The 17,652-nt window shown below is 71.4% G+C and carries 15 protein-coding genes and 2 pseudogenes; 14 read left to right on the top strand and 3 right to left on the bottom strand.

What is annotated here, in order from left to right; genetic code table 11:
- The first annotated feature begins 44 nt into the window (after window positions 1–44).
- From glgC to ACOBQU_RS05765, 5 genes are all read left to right on the top strand, one after another.
- On the top strand, window positions 45–1,268 hold the full coding sequence (glgC, locus tag ACOBQU_RS05785) for a glucose-1-phosphate adenylyltransferase (protein WP_423624819.1): 1,224 nt from the start codon (window positions 45–47) through the stop codon (window positions 1,266–1,268).
- Between the two features lie 188 nt (window positions 1,269–1,456).
- A complete protein-coding gene (locus tag ACOBQU_RS05780; RefSeq protein WP_423624818.1) occupies window positions 1,457–2,998 on the top strand; it encodes an SDR family NAD(P)-dependent oxidoreductase in 1,542 nt (513 codons plus the stop codon).
- Between the two features lie 243 nt (window positions 2,999–3,241).
- Complete coding sequence (locus tag ACOBQU_RS05775) at window positions 3,242–3,415, top strand: hypothetical protein (RefSeq protein ID WP_423624817.1); 174 nt, start codon at window positions 3,242–3,244, stop codon at window positions 3,413–3,415.
- Between the two features lie 179 nt (window positions 3,416–3,594).
- Window positions 3,595–4,293, top strand: coding sequence for an ArsR/SmtB family transcription factor (locus ACOBQU_RS05770; RefSeq protein WP_423624816.1), 699 nt, complete (start codon window positions 3,595–3,597; stop codon window positions 4,291–4,293).
- The gene (locus ACOBQU_RS05765; protein ID WP_423624815.1) at window positions 4,290–5,636 is read left to right on the top strand and encodes an MFS transporter; all 1,347 of its coding nucleotides are present in this window, start codon (window positions 4,290–4,292) and stop codon (window positions 5,634–5,636) included. Before ACOBQU_RS05770 ends, ACOBQU_RS05765 begins: the two co-directional genes overlap by 4 nt.
- Window positions 5,637–5,787: 151 nt before the next feature.
- On the opposite strand, the gene ACOBQU_RS05760 is transcribed toward ACOBQU_RS05765, so the two are convergent.
- Window positions 5,788–6,144 (bottom strand): hypothetical protein, encoded by a 357-nt coding sequence (locus ACOBQU_RS05760; RefSeq protein WP_423624814.1) that lies wholly within the window; start codon window positions 6,142–6,144, stop codon window positions 5,788–5,790.
- 77 nt (window positions 6,145–6,221) lie between these two features.
- On the opposite strand from ACOBQU_RS05760, the pseudogene ACOBQU_RS05755 reads away from it, so the two are divergent.
- From ACOBQU_RS05755 to ACOBQU_RS05735, 5 genes and pseudogenes are all read left to right on the top strand, one after another.
- Window positions 6,222–6,335: pseudogene (locus ACOBQU_RS05755) on the top strand (IS5/IS1182 family transposase); the annotation flags it as partial.
- 634 nt (window positions 6,336–6,969) lie between these two features.
- Entirely contained in the window at window positions 6,970–7,287 is a 318-nt protein-coding gene (locus ACOBQU_RS05750; RefSeq protein ID WP_423635014.1) for a hypothetical protein, read from the top strand.
- Window positions 7,239–9,940 (top strand): annotated as a pseudogene (locus tag ACOBQU_RS05745) (RHS repeat-associated core domain-containing protein); the annotation flags it as partial. The gene ACOBQU_RS05750 and the pseudogene ACOBQU_RS05745, both read left to right, overlap by 49 nt.
- Window positions 9,941–9,995: 55 nt before the next feature.
- Window positions 9,996–10,160, top strand: coding sequence for a hypothetical protein (locus tag ACOBQU_RS05740; protein WP_423624813.1), 165 nt, complete (start codon window positions 9,996–9,998; stop codon window positions 10,158–10,160).
- 53 nt (window positions 10,161–10,213) lie between these two features.
- The gene (locus tag ACOBQU_RS05735; RefSeq protein WP_423624812.1) at window positions 10,214–10,348 is read left to right on the top strand and encodes a hypothetical protein; all 135 of its coding nucleotides are present in this window, start codon (window positions 10,214–10,216) and stop codon (window positions 10,346–10,348) included.
- A gap of 111 nt (window positions 10,349–10,459) precedes the next feature.
- Here ACOBQU_RS05735 and ACOBQU_RS05730 read toward each other — a convergent pair whose 3' ends face one another.
- Together ACOBQU_RS05730 and ACOBQU_RS05725 are read right to left on the bottom strand one after the other, a co-directional pair.
- Window positions 10,460–11,212, bottom strand: coding sequence for an alpha/beta fold hydrolase (locus ACOBQU_RS05730; protein WP_423624811.1), 753 nt, complete (start codon window positions 11,210–11,212; stop codon window positions 10,460–10,462).
- Between the two features lie 109 nt (window positions 11,213–11,321).
- On the bottom strand, window positions 11,322–12,374 hold the full coding sequence (locus ACOBQU_RS05725; protein WP_423624810.1) for a LacI family DNA-binding transcriptional regulator: 1,053 nt from the start codon (window positions 12,372–12,374) through the stop codon (window positions 11,322–11,324).
- A gap of 634 nt (window positions 12,375–13,008) precedes the next feature.
- Between ACOBQU_RS05725 and ACOBQU_RS05720 the strand changes: the two genes are divergently transcribed.
- From ACOBQU_RS05720 to ACOBQU_RS05705, 4 genes are all read left to right on the top strand, one after another.
- The gene (locus ACOBQU_RS05720) at window positions 13,009–14,313 is read left to right on the top strand and encodes an extracellular solute-binding protein (RefSeq protein WP_423624809.1); all 1,305 of its coding nucleotides are present in this window, start codon (window positions 13,009–13,011) and stop codon (window positions 14,311–14,313) included.
- A 26-nt stretch (window positions 14,314–14,339) separates the two neighbouring features.
- The gene (locus ACOBQU_RS05715; RefSeq protein WP_423624808.1) at window positions 14,340–15,320 is read left to right on the top strand and encodes a carbohydrate ABC transporter permease; all 981 of its coding nucleotides are present in this window, start codon (window positions 14,340–14,342) and stop codon (window positions 15,318–15,320) included.
- 86 nt (window positions 15,321–15,406) lie between these two features.
- Window positions 15,407–16,228, top strand: coding sequence for a carbohydrate ABC transporter permease (locus ACOBQU_RS05710; protein ID WP_423634276.1), 822 nt, complete (start codon window positions 15,407–15,409; stop codon window positions 16,226–16,228).
- Window positions 16,229–16,278: 50 nt separating this feature from the next.
- A complete protein-coding gene (locus tag ACOBQU_RS05705; RefSeq protein ID WP_423624807.1) occupies window positions 16,279–17,547 on the top strand; it encodes a glycoside hydrolase 5 family protein in 1,269 nt (422 codons plus the stop codon).
- Window positions 17,548–17,652 lie beyond the last annotated feature (105 nt).

Genomic DNA, 17,652 nt, shown 5'->3' with positions numbered 1-17,652 from the left:
AAGACCCACACGAGGGCCCGGACAGGGCGGTAGAGGGGGCGGCGATGCGCGGCGGACCTTCGGTGCTCGGAATCGTGCTCGCGGGCGGCGCGGGGAAGCGGCTGCTGCCGCTCACCGCCGACCGGGCGAAACCGGCGGTGACCTTCGGCGGCACGTACCGCCTCGTGGACTTCGTCCTGTCGAACCTCGTCAACGGCGATGTCCTGCGCATCTGCGTGCTCACCCAGTACAAGTCGCACTCGCTCGACCGGCACGTCTCCACCACCTGGCGCATGTCGAGCCTGCTCGGCAACTATGTGACGCCGGTCCCCGCCCAGCAGCGCCTCGGCCCGCGCTGGTACCTGGGCAGCGCGGACGCGATCCTGCAGTCCCTGAACCTGGTCCACGACGAACAGCCCGACCACATCGCGGTGTTCGGCGCCGACCACGTCTACCGCATGGACCCCCGGCAGATGCTGAAGCAGCACATCGAGTCCGGCGCGGGCGTCACGGTCGCCGGGATCCGGGTGCCGCGCGCGGACGCCGCCCAGTTCGGGATCATCACGCCCGCCGGTGACGGCACCCGCGTCGAGCGCTTCCTGGAGAAGCCCGCGGACCCGCCGGGCCTGCCCGGCGCCCCGCACCAGGTGTTCGCGTCGATGGGCAACTACGTCTTCACCACGAAGGTGCTCATCGACGCCCTGCGCACCGACGCCGAGGACGAGGCGTCCGCCCACGACATGGGCGGCTCCATCCTGCCCATGCTCACCGAGCGCGGCCTGGCCCAGGTGTACGACTTCGACGACAACCACGTGCCCGGTGAGACCGCCCGGGACCACGGCTACTGGCGCGACGTCGGCACCCTCGACGCGTACTACGAGGCGCACCTGGACCTGATCTCCGACCAGCCCGTCTTCACCCTCGACAACCGCCGCTGGCCCATCTACACGCACCCCGGCCAGCTGCCGCCCGCGAAGTTCTGCGCGGGCGGCATCGCCAGTGAGTCGATCGTCAGCCCCGGCTGCGTGATCCGGGGCCAGGTGACGCGCTCGGTGCTCTCGCCGGGCGTGACGGTCGCCGAGGGCGCGGTCGTCCAGGGCTCGGTGCTGCACGACAACGTCCGTGTGGGCCGGGGCGCGGTGGTGCGCGGCGCCGTCCTGGACAAGAACGTGGACGTCCCGCCGGGCGCCACGATCGGGGTGAACCCGGAGCGCGACGCGGAGCTGTACACGGTGTCCCAGGGCGGCGTGATCGCCCTGGGCAAGGGGCAGCGGGTGGTGTGCCCGTAGCGCCCTGGGGGGAGCGGTGGCGGGCCGTGCCGCCGGAGGGGGCTCGCGGCACGGCGTGCGGGGAGCGTCGCGGGCCGTGACGGGTTTGGCGGCGGGGCCCGGCGCTACGTAAAGTTGCGCTTTTGAAAGCTTCCGCGGTCACCCCAGGACGAGCCGCGGCACGAGTGCGGTGAGGGACGACAGCGGCGATGACCGTGACAGAGGACAGCCACCAGGCAGCTGCGGGCGCCATCGACACCGCGGCGGACGCCGCCGTGGGCGCCACCGCCGCGGACGGTCCGTTCGGCCCCGGTATCGACCCCGAGCGGCTCGCGATCTGCCTCAGCGTGCTCGACGAGCTGGACAGGCTGGAGGTCGACCACCCCGACGCGATCACCGTGCGCCGCGCCACCGCCGGGATCTACCGGACCGTGAAGCAGCGCCGCCGCCAGGAGCGCAGGGCCGCCAAGACCGCGCACGACAAGGCCGTCACCGAGGCCACGGCCACCGGCTCGGCCCAGCGCATCGACGACGAGACCGAGGGCATCCTGCCGTCGTCGGTCACCGAGGCGGGCAAGATCGCGGGGATACTCCAGCGCCCGCGCTCCTGCTACACCTGCAAGACCCGGTACGTCGAGGTCGACTACTTCTACCACCAGCTCTGTCCGCCGTGCGCCGCCGAGAACCGCGCCAAGCGCGAGGCCCGCGCCGACCTGAGCGGCAAGCGCGCGCTGCTCACCGGCGGCCGCGCCAAGATCGGCATGTACATCGCGCTGCGCCTGCTGCGGGACGGCGCGCACACCACCATCACCACGCGGTTCCCCAAGGACGCCATCCGCCGCTTCAAGGCCATGGAGGACTCGGCGGACTGGCTGCACCGCCTGGAGGTCGTCGGCATCGACCTGCGGGACCCGGCGCAGGCGGTCAGCCTGGCCGAGCAGGTCGCCGAGCAGGGTCCCCTCGACATCCTCATCAACAACGCCACGCAGACCGTGCGCCGCCTGCCCTCGGCGTACGCCGCCCTGGTCGACGGCGAGAGCGCCCCGCTGCCCGCCGGTGAGCTGCCCGCCCACCATGTGATCGGCGCCTTCAACTCCGGCGCCGTGGACGGCTTGGCCGCGCTGCCGGTCGGCGTCAGCGGCCTGGACGCGCAGCAGGTCGCCGACCTCGCCCTGGTCGCGGGCAACGCCAGCGTCGAGCGGCACCGCGACGGCAGCGCCATCGACGCGGGCGGCCTCGTGCCGGACGTGGTGGACACCAACACCTGGGTGCAGACCATCGAGCAGATCTCCCCGGTGGAGCTGCTCGAAACCCAGCTGTGCAACTACACCGCGCCGTTCATCCTGATCAGCAAGTTGCGCGCGGTCATGGCCGACGCCGCGCGGAAGGCCGCGAGCGGGCGCGCGTACGTCGTGAACGTCTCGGCGATGGAGGGCGTCTTCAGCCGCGGCTACAAGGGCGCGGGGCACCCCAACACCAACGCCGCGAAGGCCGCGATGAACATGGTGACGCGGACCAGCGGCCAGGAGATGTTCCAGACCGACAAGATCCTGATGACCTCCGTCGACACCGGCTGGATCACCGACGAGCGCCCGCACTTCGACAAGCTGCGCCTCGCGGAGGAGGGCTTCCACGCCCCGCTCGACCTGGTCGACGGCGCCGCCCGCGTCTACGACCCGATCGTGCGCGGCGAGGCGGGCGAGGACCTGTACGGCGTCTTCCTGAAGGACTACGCGCCCGCGAAGTGGTGATCCGGTCCCGGCGGCCATAAGGCGTGTCCGGAATCACCCCCTTCATCTAGCGCTATCGAGCGGACTCGCGCTCATTTGGTTAACCTGGTGCGCACGGGCGGTTACCGGGCTCCCATCAGAGCCCGTACGCCGCCCCGGGACAGGCGCGCGACAACGGCCGCGATCCCGCCCGGACACGGCGCCACCGCGACCGAGAAGGCAGTGCAACCGGTCCTTTCGTTACGCGACCCCGAGGAGTGCGCGGTGACACCAGATCCGACGAAGCAGGAGAAGCGGCAGGCGGAGAGCGGCGGCGAGCGGGCGGGCCGCCCCCAGAAGCTCCGCCCCCTGGAGGCCTGGGCCAAGGCGGCCCCCATCCGTCTCGCCGGGTACGAGGACGACCTCGCGGAGCCGCACATCCTCCCCGGCGTCGACTGACCCCGACCCCGCCGAGTCGACTGACTCTGACCGGTCGAGTCGACCGACCCCGGCCCCGCTGACCTGGCCCGCCCGCCCCCTGCCGGAGCCCCGGCAGGGGGCTGGCGTTTCCGCACTCTCCCAAAAAAATTCTGCAAAAATACTTTGGGAAACCTCTCGGCGCGATCTACGCTGCCGCCATGGCCCCTGACGAGCAGCCGACCCCGTCCCGCGAGCGCCGCGTCCTCGACCCCGAGCAGGACCCGGGCGCCCTGAAGGCGCTGGTGCACCCCCTGCGCATCCGGCTGCTCGGCCTGCTGCGCAGGGACGGCCCCGCCACCGCGAGCGAGCTGGCCGTGCGCACCGGCGAGTCCTCCGCCTCCACCAGCTACCACCTGCGGGTCCTCGCGAAGTACGCGTTCGTCGCCGAGGCCGAGCACCGCGACGGGCGCGAGCGCCGCTGGCGCGCGGTGCACGCCGTCACCTCCTGGGACAACGCGACGATGGACGCCTCGCCCGCGGGCCGCGTCTTCGCCGAGTCCATGGCGCGGCGCCAGATCGAGCACCTGGCGGAGACCCAGACGCAGTACGAACGGGCCCTGGCCGCCGGTCGCGTCGGCCGCGAGTGGCTGGAGCACAGCGGCATGTCCGACATGCTGTCCCGCCTCACCGCCGAGTCCCTGGCCGAGCTGTGGGAGGCCTTCGAGGCGAAGCTCGCGGAGCTGGAGCAGCGTGACGCGGGGGATCCGCGGGCCGAGCGGGTGGTGGTGTTCGCGGCGACCCTGCCGGTGCTGCCGGACGAGACCACCGAGCCCGACCGCACCCGCGACGCCTCCAGCGCCCCCGGCGCCTCCGACACCCCCGACACCCCCAGAGCCGCGCGGGAGGGCACGTCGTGACCCGGACCCCGCTCGACCCGGGCGCCGCGCGGCGCCGCTATGTCGTCGTCAGCGCCCTCTTCTGGCTCCCCATCGGCCTCAGCATCGCCCCGATGGTGCCCCTGTTCAGCGAGCGCGGCCTGTCCCTCGCGGCCATCGCGGGCTGCGTCGCCGCGCACTCCCTGACGGCCGCCGCCCTCGAACTGCCCACGGGCGGCCTCTCCGACGTGCTGGGCCGCCGCGCCGTCCTCGCCGCGGCCGGTCTCTTCGACGTGGCGGCGCTGCTCCTCGCGGCCCTCGCCACCACGGCCTGGGCCCTCGCGCTCGGCATGGCCCTGAAGGGCGTGGGGCGCGCGCTGTCCAGCGGCCCCGCCGAGGCCTGGTACGTGGACACGGTGCACGCGAGCGCCGGACCCGACGCCGAGCTGCGCACCGGCCTGGCCCGCGGGCACGCCGCCGAGGCCGTGGCGCTCGCGGTGGGCGTCCTGGTCGGCGGCGCGCTGCCCTGGCTCAGCGGGCTCGGCCCCGACCTCGGCGACCGCCTGGGCGACGCCACCTCCGGCCTCGTCCTGCCGCTGTCCCTGCCGATGCTGCTCGGCGTCGCCGTCGAGGTCGGCTTCGTCGCGTACGTCCTGACGGCGCTGCCCGAGCCGCCCCGGCCGCGCGCCACTCTCAGCGGGGTGCTGCGCGGCGTGCCCGGCACCGTCGTGAGCGGCCTGCGCCTGAGCGCCGGTGACGCCCTGGTGCGGCGCGTCATGCTCAGCGCCGCCGCGGCGGGCGGCGCGCTGGTGACGGTCGAACTCCTCACCCCGGCGCGGGCGGTGGACCTCACCGGCGCACCCGAGTCGGGCGCGGTCCTCTTCGCGGGCCTCGCCTGCGCCGGGTACGCCTGCTCGGCCGTCGGCAGCCAACTGGCGCCCCGGGTGGCCCGGTTGGCGGGTGACGGCGAACGCGCCGTGCTCGTCAGCCTCGGCGCGGCCGCGGGCGGCCTGCTGCTGATCGGCGCCACGGCTGCCCTGGCGGGCCCGTACGCCCTGCTCCCGCTGGCCGTCGGCTACGTCCTGATCTACGTGGGCCTGGGCGCCGCGGCACCCAGCGAGAACGAGCTGCTGCACCGCCGCGTCGACAGCGCGGGCCGCGCCACCGCCCTCTCCGTGCAGTCCCTGGCCCTCCAACTGGTCGGCGCCCTCACCGGCCTGGCCGCGGGCAACCTCCCGCCCGGCCCGCCCCGCTGGCTCCTCGGCGGTGCCGTGCTCCTCGCGGGCGCCCTGCTGTGGGCGCGGCGCCCGCCCGCCGCTCGGTCCCGGACCTTGGCGGACGGCGTGACGGAACCGGACCGGGGGTCGCGGAAGTCCGTGGCGTGAACGCGGCCACGCGTGGTCCGGCGGTCAAGGAGCGGAACGCCGCACCGCGCCGGTCGAAGGAGATCCACCCCCGCGAGCCGCCTCGGGCGGGGGAGCGGGCCTCTCCGCGCGGCACCCCGCGCGTTCCCTCTCAGCGGCGGCGTACCAGCGCTCAGCCCGACTTGACGATGACGAAGGCGATGAAGGCCAGGGCGCACAGGAGCACCAGGCAGCCGCAGCAGCCGCCCACGGTGTCGAGGTCGGCCGACCCGCTCGCCGACGGCGGCGGCGCGGGGTCCGCCCGGCCGGAGGTCCCGCCCCAGTCGAACGTCGGCTGCGGCGAGCCGGAGGGCCGGTCGGGCGGCGCGCCGAGCGTAGGGTCGAAGCCCCAGAGCGGGCCTTCCTTGGGGGCCTGGGCGGGCGGGCTGCTCTCCCCGGCGTTGCCCCACATGTCCCGTGTGTGCCGCGTCCAGCCGCGCCCGTCGCGCCACCGCTCGACGCCGTTCTCGTCCCGGAACCACCCGCCCATACTCGCCCCCGTCGTACGGCGTGCCGGTCAACTGCCCGTACCCACAGGGTAGATGAGGGGGTGGGTGGTGGCGAGATCATCGGCAGGTGACCGACGCGGTCGCGTTCAAGCACCGCACCGGCACCCCGTGGAGGGGCCTGCTCGAGGATTTCGGGTCGGGGAAGGGGGCCTACAACCGGCTGTGGATGTGAGCCGCCGATGGCACCGGGGAGTAGGTCTTCACGGCCTTGCTCGCCCAGGTCGGTGCCGAGGGCGATCTCGGCTGGGTCGGAATTCGTTGCCCTGCGTTCCTGCCGCGCTCGATCTCACAGTCCTGCCCTTGCTCACCACCGCGCCCGCCGTCCAAGCCGATGACGCACCCACGGCTCCACCGGCATCGTCTGCGGCGCAGACGCTGCCGGTTCTTGAGGCGATCGACTTTTGCTTCAGCATTGGATTGCGAACGCACAAGCCTCTCAGGTGCTTTGCAAGCCAATATGCTGACGCACTCCCAGCCGTCCCATCCCCGTCTTCGCTGCGGCAGAGCAGCAGGGCTTACCAGGTCAGGTCGGCTCTAGGTAGGAATCACTCGCTCCGATGCGACAGTTCACTCATGCACAGGAGATCAACCTCATGACCGATTTCGGCGGGCATGGATAGCAAATTCCCGGGAAGTGGGAGGGGCTTGTGAACGTCCTGTGGCAGCGTGTCCGCCTCCAGCGGCCGCCTTGGTCGCTGTGACGTCTCTTTTCCGTGGGGGAAGTCATGTCCCGACGTGCCGCGGTCACGTCCGTTCGGCGTGCCCGCAGATCCACGTACAGATCACGTTTCGCGGGGGTAGCCGCGGTGGCCGCCCTCTCGCTCGCCGCGTCGGGAACAGGGGCGCTGGCGGCCCCGGAACCCGGCGCGCAGTCGGTGTGGGGCAAGCCCAAGGAGCCCTTCGACATCCCGCCGGTCAAGGTCGGCGCGACCAAGCCGGTGGCACCGGAAGCCGAGGCCAGGCCGACGCGGGAGCAGGCCGCCTGGCGCGCCCACCAGACGGAGCGTGCCCGCACCGGCAAGACGCCGAAGGCACCGCCGCGTGCCCGTGCCGAGACACCCGCCTACGTGCCGCGAAGAACACCGACGGCAGCTACACCCTCACCAGCCGCAAGTCCGGCGTGAAGGACACCTACGACGAGCACGGCACGCTCACCAAGGTCACCGACAAGAACAAGCACACCATCACTGTCGACCAGCACGACCACGGCGGTGAGCACAAGGGCTTCAAGCTTACCGAGACCCGCTCCGGGCGCTGGGTGGACCTGGTCAAGACCTACGGCGACCAGTGGCAGGCCACCGACCACACCGGCCGCACCGCTGTCTTCGACCTGAACAAGGCCGGAGACCTGGCCAGGACCACCGACACCGAGGGCAAGCCGACCCACTTCGGCTACGACCCCTCACGCCGCCTGACCAAGGTCACCACCCCCGAGGGCCGAGTCACCGTCTTCACCTACGACGCCGCCAACCGCGTCACCTCCATGCTGCGCGCCACCGAGACCGGCGGTGATGGCCACACCGGCCCGACCTATACCTACGCCTACTCCGCCAAGGACCCTTCGGCGGCAGGCACGACGACGGTGACCGACCCCGAGCAGCACGCCACGAAGTACGAGCACGACAAGGACGGCAAGGTCACCAAGGTCACCGACGCGCTCGGCCATGCGCGCTCGCGCACCTACGATGCGAACCACAACGTCGAGACGGCCACTGATGCGATGGGGACCGGAGGCGGCGGGAACGTGACCGTCTACGGGTGGGACGCCCGAAACAACCCGACCTCCGCCAAGTTGCCCACCGGCGCCACCGCCTCCCTGTCCGGGTATCAGACCATCGCGGGTACGGACCTGCCGAAGTCCTTCACCAGCGCGGACGACGAGAAGACCGACTTCACCTACGACAGCGTCGGCAACACCACGTCCGTCGCGGTCACCGGCTCCGGTGGCGGCAAGCGCACCTACGCCTACAACGACGCCACCCCCGACTGCGGCGGCTTCGAAGGCCAGCGATGCAAGGCCACCACGAAGATGAGCGACACCAAGTCGGTTTCCACCGCCTTCCGTTACGACGAGAAGGGCAACCTCGTCAAGGCCACCCCGCCGACCCCGCTCAAGCCCACCACCTACACCTACGACGCGCTGGGCCGACCGGAGACGGTCACCGACGGCCGCGGCGTCAAGACGGCGTACGAGTACGACGAGCGTGACCGCATCACCGAGGTGACCTCGTCGTCGAAGGCCACGGTGACCTACTCCTACGACGGCGACGGCAACCTCACCCAGCGCTCGGACGGCACCGGCACGATCAGGTACGCCTTCGACCCGCTGTCGCGGGAGACGGTCCGCACCCTGCAGAACGGTGCACAGACCAAGCTCACCTACACCCCCGCGGGGAACGTGGAGACGTATGAGGACCCGGCCGGGGTCACCGACTACATCTGGAACAAGGTCAACAAGCTCAAACAGCTCAAGGACCCGGCAGGCCGGACCACTACCTACGAATACGACAACAACGACATCCGTACCAAGACCATCTATCCCGGCGGCACGGAACAGACGGTCATCCTGGACAAGTCCAGCCGCCCGGAGAGGATCAAGGCCACTTCGCACAAGGGCGCCCTGGTCGACCTGTCCTACTCCTACTCCAACGCGGGCAAGGACAGCACGAAGATCCGTACCCGCACCGACGCCGTCACCGACACGACGATCAGCTACACCTACGACAGCGCCGGGCGTTTCTCCTACGCCAAGGAGGAAAGGGGCGACGCGGTCACCTACTCCTGGCAGTACTGCTTCGACCAGGCAGGCAACCTCACCTCCCAAGGCACCGGCAAGGGCTGCCCCAGCGACTCGACGTTCACCGTCAACGACGCCCAGCAGATCACCGCGAAGAACGGCGACAGCACCAACTGGTCCTACGACGCGGGCGGGAACGAGACCGCGGGTGCCTCGACGCCGGAGGGCACCCGCACCGACGAGCGGTACTCCGACTTCAGCCAGCTCACCTCGATCACCGTCGGCGGCAAGACGTACGAGGGCCAGTACGGCTCCACCGACCAAAGCGAACGCATCCGCTTCGGGGACACCTTCTTCCACAACGGCCCGCTCGGCCTGTCGGCCAGGAGCACGGGCGGGGTGGACATGGGATTCAACCGGGAACCCGGGGCACCCTGAACTCCATGACGACCGGGGGCAAGGCGTACTACTACCTCACCGACGCGCTGGGCTCCGTCATCGCGCTCACCGACGAAGCAGGCGTGAAGGTCAACACCTACAGCTACAGCCCCCGCGGCGTCGCACGCGCGGCGACCTCGGAGAAGGTCCCCCAGCCCTACCGCTTCGCCGGCGGCTACCAGGACCCCACGGGCCTGTACCACTTCGCGGCCCGCTACTACGACCCGCACTTGACCCGCTTCACCCAGCCCGACCCCTCCGGCCAGGAGAAGAACCCCTACCTCTACGCCGAAGGCGACCCCGTCAACCGCATCGACCCCAAGGGCACCCTTCCCTTCGGGAAAATCGGAGACGCGCTGGGGAAGCTGCCCAGCTACGCCGGGCAAGTGCAGGACGCCTTCGATCTGTACGGAGCGACCAAGGATCTTGTCTCTGGGGACGCAGTGGGCGCGGCCCGTGGTTTCGCATCCTTCACAGCGGGCTTCACCGTAGGCGCCGCCTGCGAGGCCGCGACAGGACCGGGGACCGGCTTCGTGTCCACCGCGGGTTGCGTGGCCGCTGGTGCCAACACCGGAGCGCTCGTCGAGAAATGGCTGTCCTAGAACAGGATGATCAACGATGCATGAGACCCCTGCGCGTCAAGGTCTTCGACAGGCGATGGTCAAGCTGCTCATCGTCCTGCTGGTCCTCTACCTCGTGTGGTTCGTCATCGCCTACCTCACAGGTGGGTCACTCGGGGCGTCGTTGACCGCGCCACTCATGCTCCTGGCGCCCGGAGCGGGGATAGCGCTCGTCCGCTACAGACAGTTCAAACACCGTTGATCTGAAACTCGTGGGGTACTGGCGGCCTGACAAGGCGGTAACGGAGGTGTTGCATGCGGGATCTAGGCCCACCCCTGGCACGCGGCGTCTACGAGGTCAGCAGTACGACCGACGTGGTGGTGCTCATCGTCCTCGCCCTCGTGATTCTGCTCGGCACGGTGTGGTGGGAACGGCGCCGCCGCAACTAGGTCGTTTCCTGCGGGGCATCGGTCGTTGGTTGATGTGTGTCGCTGGCTGATGGCCAGTGGGGCCACCATCGAGCCTTTGTCGCCGGACCTCTGCCACGGGGACGAAGCGCCCTAGCCCTGAGGGGCGGTGGCCTGGGCGGGTGCGGGTAGTTCTCGGGCGAAGCGGCGGATGGCGTCCGTGAAGGCCTCCGGTGCGTCGAAGTTCGCCAGGTGCCGCGCACGCGGGATCAGTTCGACGCGCGCCGCGTGGTGCGCGCGGGCGAAGTCCCGCTCACCGGAGCGGAAGACCGTGTCCTTCTCGCCGTTCAGGATCAGCACGGGAGCCCGCACGGCGCGCATCGCGCTCGCGTCGAAGCGGCCGAGCACCTCGCCCCAGGCGTCCGGCAGCGTGTGGAAGGCGTACCCGGAGCGGATCGTCGCGCCGACCACCTCGGGCGGGTAGAGGCGGCGCAGCAGCCGGTCGTTCCAGCGGGTGAGACGGTCCTCCCGCACACGGGGGACGAGCCCGGCGACCCAGCGGTAGGGCACCGCCCAGGCGCCGCGCGTCGAGACGCTGGCGCCCGCGAGGACCAGGCCGCGCAGCCGCTCCGGGCAGCGCCGGGCGAACTCCAGCGCCGTGTACCCGCCGAGCGAGTGGCCCACGACCAGTGCCGGGCCGCGGCCCAGTCCGTCCACCGCCGACGCGATGACCTCCGACGCGGCGGCCAGGCTCCACGGCTGCGCGGCACGCGTGCCGTGGCCGGGCAGGTCGACGGCCGTCACCGTGAAGTCCTTCTGGAGGGCCGCCAGTTGCGGGCTCCACTGGCTCGCGCTGAACCGCGTGCCGTGGACGAGCACGATGGGCGGTGCGTCCGCCGTGGTCATGTGGTCCCCCTTCTCCTCGGTGTGCGCGGCCCCGCGATCGGTGATCACCTCGGGGTGACGGTAGCGGGGGCGGTCGGCGCCGCGCGCGGGAGGTGCCCCGGGCCGCTCCTCAGGCCCGCGCCGCTCCCGTGCTCTCCCGCTCGATGAGTTCCGGCAGCGGCACCTGCACCGTCGCCGACGGGCCGTCGTCCAGGAGGCCGAGCAGTTCCCGTGCCGCCGTCCGCCCGAAGGACACCGTGTCGCGGGAGAGTGCCGTGAGCCAGGGGTGGACCATCCGGCACAGCGCCGAGTCCTCCCACGCCACCACCGACACGTCGTCGGGCACGGCGAAGCCGAGGGACGCGGCGGCGGCCACCCCGGCGACGGCCATCACGTCGTTGTCGTACACCAGGGCCGTCGGCGGGGACGCCGAGCCCAGCACGCGGCGGGTCACGGCCGCGCCCTCCGCGTCCGAGTAGTCCGTGGTCACCGAGCGGACGCCGCTCAGGCCGCGCCGCTCGGCCTCCGCGCGCAGCGTGCGGATGCGCCGCTCGGTGTGCGCGAGCCCGGGCAGGCCCGCGATGTGCACGATGCTGCGGTGCCCGAGCGCGTGCAGATGGCCGACGACGGACGCCATCGCGCCCGCGTCGTCGGCCCACACCGTGGACAGTCCGGGGCGCGGCGGCCGGTCCGGGTCGGGTACGCCGCCGGTCACCACGGCGGGCAGCCCCAGCTCCTCCAGGAGCGCGGTGCGCGGGTCGTCGGTGCGCGGGTCGACGACCAGGACCCCGTCGACGCGGTGCTCGGCCCACCAGCGGCGGTAGGCCGCGCACTCGGCGTCGACGTCCTCCACCACCTGGAAGAGCAGCCCCAACTGCCGCTCGGCGAGGACCTCCTGGATGCCGGAGATCAGCTGGAGGAAGAACGAGTCGACGCCTAGCGTCGCCGCGGGCCGCGCCACCACCAGGCCGACCGTCGCCGCGCCCTCGCCGGACAGGGCGCGGGCCGCGGTGCTGGGCCGCCAGCCCAACTGCTCGGCGACGCGCCGCACCCGGTCGCGGGTGACGGCGGAGACGCCGGGCCGGTCGTTGAGCGCGAAGGAGACGGCGCTCTCCGAGACCCCGGCGCGCCGCGCGATGTCCTTCATGGTCGGCCGACGCGCCGGTGACCGCTTGCCTTGCACCCGTTGCCCCTTTCCGCCGCGGGTGGCCCGCGGCGCCCCGGCCGCGGCCGTATGGGGCCGCGGCGCCTCGAACTCGCGGCGGCACCCGTCCGCGGCGTCCTGCCCGCGACCGTACGCACGCCGCGGGCGCCCTGTCTGCGGATCACGCGTCCTCGGCCCGCGCGTCCGTGCCGCGCCCGAGCCGTCCGTGCCCGAGCCGTCCCCGGCCTGAGCTGTCCGCGGCCCGCACGCCTGGGGCCCCGCACGCCTGGGGCCCGCACGCCTGAGGCTCGCGCGCCCGAGGCGCGCCGCCGCGGTCGCGCTTCCCGAGGGGCGCCGCCCACCGCCGTACGCGGCCCTGGCGCGCCGCCGGTCGTCGCGCATCGCCACGGCGCACTCTCCGCCGCCGTACTAAAGCGCTTGAGTCAGCACACCCTAAAGCGCATTAGTCGTTACCGGCAAGGTTTTCAACGAACCTCTCTGACCTGCGTGTTCCCCGAGGGATCGGCCTCGGTCGCGGTGAATCGTCACCAATCCATTGACTTTTCGCCGGAACTCCATGCAGGGTCTGCCTCGGCGCGATTCTCCGCGGTCGCCACCACTGTCGGGTGGCCCATGCCGTCATACGCCGGGCCGAGCAAAGGAGCCGTTCACCGTGCGTCATCACCGGATATCCCGCAGTCCCCGCAGGGCGGTCACCGCTGCCGCCGCCGTCGCTTCCCTGCTCGCCCTGAGCGCCTGCGGCGGCGGTGACGACGGCGGCTCGACCGACGCCTCCGGCAAGGTCGAGGGGAAGATCACCTTCCAGACCTGGAACCTCAAGGCCAACTTCAAGTCGTACTTCGAGGGCCTGATCGACGACTTCGAGAAGAAGTACCCGGGCACCGAGGTGAAGTGGGTCGACCAGCCCGGCGAGGGCTACGCCGACAAGATCAGCGCGGACGCGGCCGGAGGCACCCTGCCCGACGTCGTGAACGTCTCGCCCGACCTGGTGGCGCCGCTCGCCAAGGCGGGCATTGCCCTCGACCTGGACAAGGCCGCGGGCAAGTACGAGAAGGAGTACCTGCCGGGCGCCTGGAAGAGCCACCAGGTCCCGGGCCTTGAGGGCACGTACGCCTTCCCCTGGTACCTGAACACCGGGCCGCTGTTCTACAACAAGAAGCTGTTCAAGGACGCGGGCCTGGACGCGGACAAGCCGCCGAAGACGTACGACGAGCTGTTCGCCGACGCCCTGGAGATCTCCAAGAAGAGCGACGGCGACATCGCCACCCTCGCCAACGTCCCCACCATCGAGGACTTCGGCCGCTACGGCGTGCCCCTGATGAACCAGGAGGGCACCGGCTTCACCTTCAACGACCCCAAGGGCGTCGAACTGCTCACCCAGTACAAGAAGCTGTACGACGCCAAGGCCCTCGACCCGCAGGCGCTCACGGCCACGCCCGAGTCGACCGGCAAGAAGTTCCTCACCGAGGCCGTCGCCATGAACCCGGGCAGCGCGCTCGACCTGGAGAAGTTCAAGAAGGACGCCCCGGGCCTGTACAAGAACATCGGGATCACGCCGCAGATCAGCTCCACCGGCAAGGACAACATGTACGTCATGGGCGTGATGGTGAACAAGCGCACCAAGCAGACGCCCGCCGCCGTCGCCTTCGCGCACTTCGTCACCGACGCGCAGCGGCAGATGTCCTTCGCCAAGAAGGTCGCGATCTTCCCCAGCACCAAGGGCTCGCTCGACGACCCGTACTTCACCAAGCAGGACGGCACCGACGAGACGCGCGTGCGGATCGCCGCCGCCAAGTCCCTGAAGACCGCGGTGAACTACACGCCGGTGCTGTTCAGCGAGCAGATGAAGGTGGCCCTTCGCAACTCCGTCGCCAAGGCGCTCCAGGGCAAGGAGAGCCCCAAGGAAGCGCTTGACAACGCTGTCAAGCAGTGTGACCGGCTGCTCCAGCAGAGCTGATCCGGGCACAGCAGGGAACGTCAGCCATGAAGAGTCCGACTCGTCACGATCCCCCCGCCGCCCCGGTGCGGCCCGCCGGAGCCGCCGCCGCGGCCGACCGGCGGACCGCCGCCGGGGAGGCGGGCACCCGCCGCCGCATCCGGCGCCAACTGCCCACCAGCCCCTGGCTGTTCGCCGCTCCCGGCCTGGTGGTCGTCTGCTGGTTCATCCTCTACCCGTTCGTCTCCACCGTCGCCAACGCCTTCACCGACAAACGGCAGTTGGTCGACGGAAAGTACGTGGGCCTCGCGAACTTCCGCGAGCTGCTGCACGACGACATGTTCTGGATCGGCCTGCGCAACAGCACGCTCTACGTCCTCGTGGTCGTGCCCGCCCTGGTGATCCTGCCGCTGCTGCTGGCGCTGCTCGTGCAGAAGCAGATCCCCGGCATCACGTTCTTCCGGTCCGCCTTCTACACCCCCGTCGTCGCCTCCATCGTCGTCGTCGGCCTGATCTGGGTGTGGATGCTCGACGAACGGGGCCTGGTCAACGCCGTGCTGGAGGCGGTCGGCGCGGACAAGGTCGGCTTCCTCAGCGACCAGTGGCTGCTGCTGTTCTCCGCCATGGCCGTCACGGTCTGGAAGGGCCTCGGCTACTACATGATCATTTACCTGGCGGCGCTCGCCAACGTGCCGCGCGAGCTGCACGAGGCCGCCGCCGTCGACGGCGCGGGGCCCGTCCGCCGCTTCGTCAGCGTCACCGTGCCCGCTGTGCGCTCCACCATGGTCCTGGTCGCCGCGCTGTCCTCGGTCGCCGCGTTCAAGGTGTTCTCCGAGGTGTACCTGATGGCCGGTCCGGCCGGTGGGCCCGCGGGCGAGGACACCACGCTCGTCATGCTGGTCCAGCGCACCGGCACCGGCCTCACCGGCCGCGTCGGCTACGCCTCCGCCATCTCCGTCGTCATCTTCGTCGTCACCGTCGCGCTGATGCTGCTCGTGCTGCGCGCCGACCGGAAGGAGGACCGGTGACCCCCGTCCAGGAAGCCTCCGACACCTCCGGCACCCCCGCGCCGCGCACCGGGAAGTGGCACGTCAGGGACGAGAACGGGCGGCGCATGCGGGTGTGGGAGCTGGCGCTGCGCTACGTCCTGCTGCTCGCCGTGCTCGCCCTGATGATCGGCCCGTTCCTGTGGCAGCTGTCGACGTCCCTGAAGGGCCCGCACGAGAACATCTTCAGCTCGCCGCCGAAGTTCCTGCCCTCCGACCCGACCCTGCGCAACTACGAGCGCGTCGCCGACACCATCCCCGTGTGGGACTACGCCCTCAACTCCCTGAAGGTCGCCGCCGCCAACGTCGTCACCAACTGCGTCGGCGCCGCCCTCGCGGGCTACGCCCTGGCCCGGCTCCGCTACCGCGGCCGCAAGGCGGCCACCCTCGTGTTCATCCTCGCCATGCTGGTGCCCGTCGAGGGCATCATCATCGCCCAGTTCACGACCATGCGGGACCTGGGCCTGAACAACACGCTCATCGGCGTGCTGCTGCCGGGCTGCGTCTCCGCCCTGAACGTCCTGCTGATGCGCAACGCCTTCCTCAACGTCCCGTACGAGATCGAGGAGGCCGCGTTCGTCGACGGGGCCAATGTGTGGCAGCGGTTCTTCCGCATCGCGCTTCCCGCCGTCAAGGGCACCCTCGCCGTCGTCGCCATCTTCGCCTTCATGGGCGCCTGGGACGACTTCCTGTGGCCGCTGATCGTCCTGAGCGACCCCGACAAGTTCACCCTCACCATCGGCCTCAACTATCTGCACGGCACCTTCGCCAACGACGAGCGCCTCGTCGCCGCGGGCACCGTCATCGCCGTACTGCCGCTGATCGTGCTCTTCGCCTGCCTCCAGCGGTACTTCTTCCGCGGCGTCGGCGAGGGCGCCGTCAAGGGCTGACCCGCCCCATCCTCGTACGACCTGACCACCCCCGAGAACCAGGATCCGCCTTGACGTCAGACGACCTGCCCGGCCCGGCCCCCGCCCCCGCCGCGCCCCGCTTCGGCGCCAACTACACCCCCAGCGAAGGGTGGTTCCACCACTGGCTCGACTTCGACCTGGACGCCGTACGCCGTGACCTCGACGGCATCGCGGCGCTCGGCCTCGACCACATCCGGGTCTTCCCGATCTGGCCGTACTTCCAGCCCAACCGCACCCTGATCCGGCCGCGCGCCGTGGAGCAGCTCGTCGCGCTCGCCGACGCCGCCGCCGAACGCGGCCTCGACGTCAACGTGGACGGCCTCCAGGGCCATCTGTCCAGCTTCGACTTCCTGCCCGCCTGGACCCAGACCTGGCACCGGCGCAACCTGTTCACCGACGACGACGTCGTCTCCGGGCAGTGCGACTATCTGCGTACGCTCGCCGCCGCGCTCGCCGACCGGCCCAACTTCATCGGCATGACCATCGGCAACGAGATCAACCAGTTCGCCGCGGGCCCCCACCCCGACCCCGACCGCATCACCCAGGAGCAGGCCGAGGCCTGGCTGCGGCGGGTGCTCGCCGCGTGCGAGGAGGGGGCGCCCGGTCGCCTGCACCTGCACGCCGAGTACGACGCCGCCTGGTACCAGGACGACCAGCCCTTCACTCCCGCCCAGGCCGCGCGGCTCGGCGGCGTCACCGCCGTGCACTCCTGGGTGTTCAACGGCACGGCGCAGCGGCACGGGCGCGACGGGGCCGCGACCCGCTCCCACGCGGCCTACCTCATCGAGCTGTCCAAGGCCTGGGCCCTCGACCCGCACCGGCCGGTGTGGCTCCAGGAGGTCGGCGCGCCCGCCCCGCTCATCCCGGCGGCGGACGCCGCCGCGTTCACCGAGGCCACGGTGGTCGCCGCGCTGGACTGCGCGGACGTGTGGGGCGTGACGTGGTGGTGCTCCCACGACGTGTCGCGGTCGCTCGCGGACTTCCCGGACCTTGAGTACAGCCTGGGACTGCTCACCAACGAGGGGCGGGTGAAGCCCGCGGGGGCCGCGTTGGCGCGGCTCGCCAAGGAGCGGTGGGCGGTGCCCGCCGTGCGCCGTACGGCGCTGGTGGTGGACGTCGGCCCCCGCGCCGAGCGGCGGTCCGTGTGCGCGCCGGGCGGCGACGTCTTCGAGGCGTTCGCGCGGATGACGGGGGAGGGGGGCCGTCCCGCGCTGGTGCTGGCGGAGCGGGTGTCCGACGCGGCGTATCTCGCGGGGCGCGGCATCACGGAGGTGGTGCGCCCGTCCGACGTCCTCTGACCGGTTCCCCCCACCCACCCGCCCTTCCCGGCGCTCCGCGCCTCGTCCTCAAACGCCGGACGGGCTGGAAATAGCCCGTCCGGCGTTTGAGGACGAGGCCGCCAG

The sequence above is a fragment of the Streptomyces sp. G45 genome (assembly GCF_049542095.1).
GTDB lineage: Bacteria > Actinomycetota > Actinomycetes > Streptomycetales > Streptomycetaceae > Streptomyces.
Note: the sequence above shows the minus strand (reverse complement) of the source record. Positions and strands in the feature narration are given on the sequence as shown.